Origin of the sequence: Mycobacterium sp. E1214 (assembly GCF_001666755.1) — a bacterium.
Taxonomy (GTDB): Bacteria; Actinomycetota; Actinomycetes; order Mycobacteriales; family Mycobacteriaceae; genus Mycobacterium.
Genome location: NZ_LZJC01000004.1, coordinates 1 through 2,312, shown reverse-complemented (window position 1 = coordinate 2,312; position 2,312 = coordinate 1). Strand labels below are relative to the sequence as shown.

Genomic DNA, 2,312 nt, shown 5'->3' with positions numbered 1-2,312 from the left:
ACCTTCTTTAGCCGTCAGCAGGGGTCGCAGCCTAATCGGGCGGGGGCCCGACCGGTCAACCCACGCCCGCGCCGAACTTCGCAGGCCGAGTGACCTTTTCGGCCCAATGCGAGCTCGCAACGGCGCTTCGCGCCGGCGAGCGCGGGCCGAAAACCCTGCTGCGTTCGGCGCGGACTCTTCGGGGTTGACCGCCCACCCTCACCCGATTAACCGCTCCCCCAGCGCTGACCGGCGCACCACCCAGCACAGAAACGGAGAACAACACCATGGACCACGAATTCGCGCTCGCCTTCAACCTCATTGACGAAGCCGCCGCGCGCATCCAACACCAGCAGTACGGCATCACCCGAATCCTGCTCCACAACCACGGCGACATCGCGCTGACCGCCGTTCACCACTACACCCGCGACGGTGGGCACCGCCTGGTCCTGATCGCCACTGACGACCACGGGCAGCTCGCCGCGGTCGAAGCGACCACACCCGACCTCAACACCGAGCCACACACGCGCATCCTCAAGGTCCGCGCCGGTGACCTCACGTTCCATGCCGTCCCCGGACACGACTGGTCCTACCGCGCCGCACACGCCGGCCACACCTACATCCTCACCGCCGGAATCGGCGATGAGCCGATGTGGACCGTCGCCATCGACACCAACCCCCCCGCCTCCTGCGAGGACCTCGACACCGCTCTCACCGACATCGCCGCCGCCCACGTGCTGGCGGCCTAACTCCTCGACCTACGCGGCCGGGCTCGGCGCCTCACCTCCTTACGCCGGGTCCGGCCGCATCCCATTTTCAGAAAGGACTTACCCGACAATGACCGAGATCGATTACGCACTGGCCTGGGACTTCATTGACCCCGCCGACGGCAAGCCCCGCCAGCTGCGGTTTCGCCGAAACTTCGCGCCCCGCAACGACCCACGTATCTTCGACGGAACGGGACAACTCGTCGCGGTCGTCGCCGACGCAGGTCGCGCCGACAACGGTGATGAAATCGCCATCAGCCGCCCCGGCGTGTCGTTCGACGAGGTGGAAACCGCGCTCGAGGGCTGGCACGACTGGGCGACCCTTTACGTCGACGACAACGACATCGACCGCACCATCAACCTCGGAGCCATCCGCGATCGTCTCCGCGCGGCCGGCTTGACCTAACCGCAACAACGGCCCGGCCAGCCTCACCAAGTCCCGGAGGGTTGGCCGGGCCCCCCCTTTTTCTTCGGGCACGGAAAAGGCTACCGGCGCGCCCTGCGCGGCCGGACTGGCCACCTGCGGTGGCCACCACATCCGTAGCCCCTCACCTTAAAGCCGTCAGCAGGGTGCTCATGGTAAGCGGCCGGGGGCCCGACCGGTCAACCCACGCCCGCGCCGAACTACGCAGGCCGAGTGACCTTTTCGGCCCTATACCAGCTCGCAGCGGCGCCTGCGGCGCCGGCGAGCGCGGGCCGAAAACCCTGCTGCGTTCGGCCCGGACTCTACGGGGTTGACCGCCCACCCTCACCCGCTTCCCTGCACCCCAGCGCTGACCGGCGCACCACTCAGCACAAGAAACGGAGAACACCACCATGAGCGCATACGTCGTCGATGCCGAGCACATCAATGTCCTGCTCTGGGCTGGACGCTACGGCTTCCGCCGCCCCTGCGGCAACCTCACCTGGGTCTACGACAACCCGACCCGGGTGAACCAGCTCACCGAGGACAGCCTCGACAAGATCGGCCAGATGCTCGTCGACGCCAACACCGCCTCGGTGAACTACTGCTACTTCAACAACCCCGTCCACGAGCCCTACGAGTATCACTACACCCGACCGCTGCACACCAGCTGGTCGGTCGTGGAAGTCCTCAAGGCGTTGCAGTGCTATGAATTCCAGGCCTGCGAACCGCAAGACTGGCAGACCACGCAGGCGTACGCATTCTGCCGCGAGCTGCACACCATGCTGGCCCAGGCGCTCCCCGGCTACGACGCCGCCCCGTGGGCCATCACCCGCATCAGCGTGCCGGCCGCCTACCGGCGCACCGCCTGACCACCCCCACGCGAAAGGACCAGGCTCATGATCATCGAAGGCACCGTGAAACGCGACATCGAGAACCGCACAGTCGAAATCGCATTCTTCATTGACACCGCCACCGGCACTTACAGCCAGTGGGGACACGACACGACGATCCTCGGCGAGAACGTCGAGCTGCTCGCGGCGCTGCGCGACACCGCCTGCGAGATCACCTGAGCACCAACCATTCCCGGGCCCGGCCAGCTCCCCACCATCGGGGGTTGGCCGGGCCCCCTTTTTTCTTCAGGCCCGCTACGGTGCCGGCGC

Annotated in this window: 4 protein-coding genes; all 4 read left to right on the top strand. The window is 66.8% G+C overall.

Annotation, left to right across the window (positions count from 1 at the left end):
- Window positions 1-266: 266 nt before the first annotated feature.
- The 4 genes from A5700_RS00315 to A5700_RS25780 all read left to right on the top strand — a co-directional run bounded on the left by A5700_RS00315 (window position 267) and on the right by A5700_RS25780 (window position 2,222).
- A complete protein-coding gene (locus A5700_RS00315) occupies window positions 267-728 on the top strand; it encodes a hypothetical protein (protein WP_068066475.1) in 462 nt (153 codons plus the stop codon).
- A gap of 88 nt (window positions 729-816) precedes the next feature.
- On the top strand, window positions 817-1,152 hold the full coding sequence (locus A5700_RS00310; RefSeq protein ID WP_068066472.1) for a hypothetical protein: 336 nt from the start codon (window positions 817-819) through the stop codon (window positions 1,150-1,152).
- Between the two features lie 410 nt (window positions 1,153-1,562).
- The gene (locus A5700_RS00305; RefSeq protein WP_068066468.1) at window positions 1,563-2,021 is read left to right on the top strand and encodes a hypothetical protein; all 459 of its coding nucleotides are present in this window, start codon (window positions 1,563-1,565) and stop codon (window positions 2,019-2,021) included.
- A gap of 27 nt (window positions 2,022-2,048) precedes the next feature.
- Entirely contained in the window at window positions 2,049-2,222 is a 174-nt protein-coding gene (locus A5700_RS25780; RefSeq protein ID WP_156670987.1) for a hypothetical protein, read from the top strand.
- Window positions 2,223-2,312 lie beyond the last annotated feature (90 nt).

Excerpts from the sequence above, each read along its gene's own strand:
- A5700_RS00305 (WP_068066468.1), top strand. The coding sequence starts at position 1,563 with ATGAGCGCATACGTCGTCGATGCCGAGCACATCAATGTCCTGCTCTGG.
- A5700_RS25780 (WP_156670987.1), top strand. The coding sequence starts at position 2,049 with ATGATCATCGAAGGCACCGTGAAACGCGACATCGAGAACCGCACAGTC.
- A5700_RS00315 (WP_068066475.1), top strand. The coding sequence starts at position 267 with ATGGACCACGAATTCGCGCTCGCCTTCAACCTCATTGACGAAGCCGCC.
- A5700_RS00310 (WP_068066472.1), top strand. The coding sequence starts at position 817 with ATGACCGAGATCGATTACGCACTGGCCTGGGACTTCATTGACCCCGCC.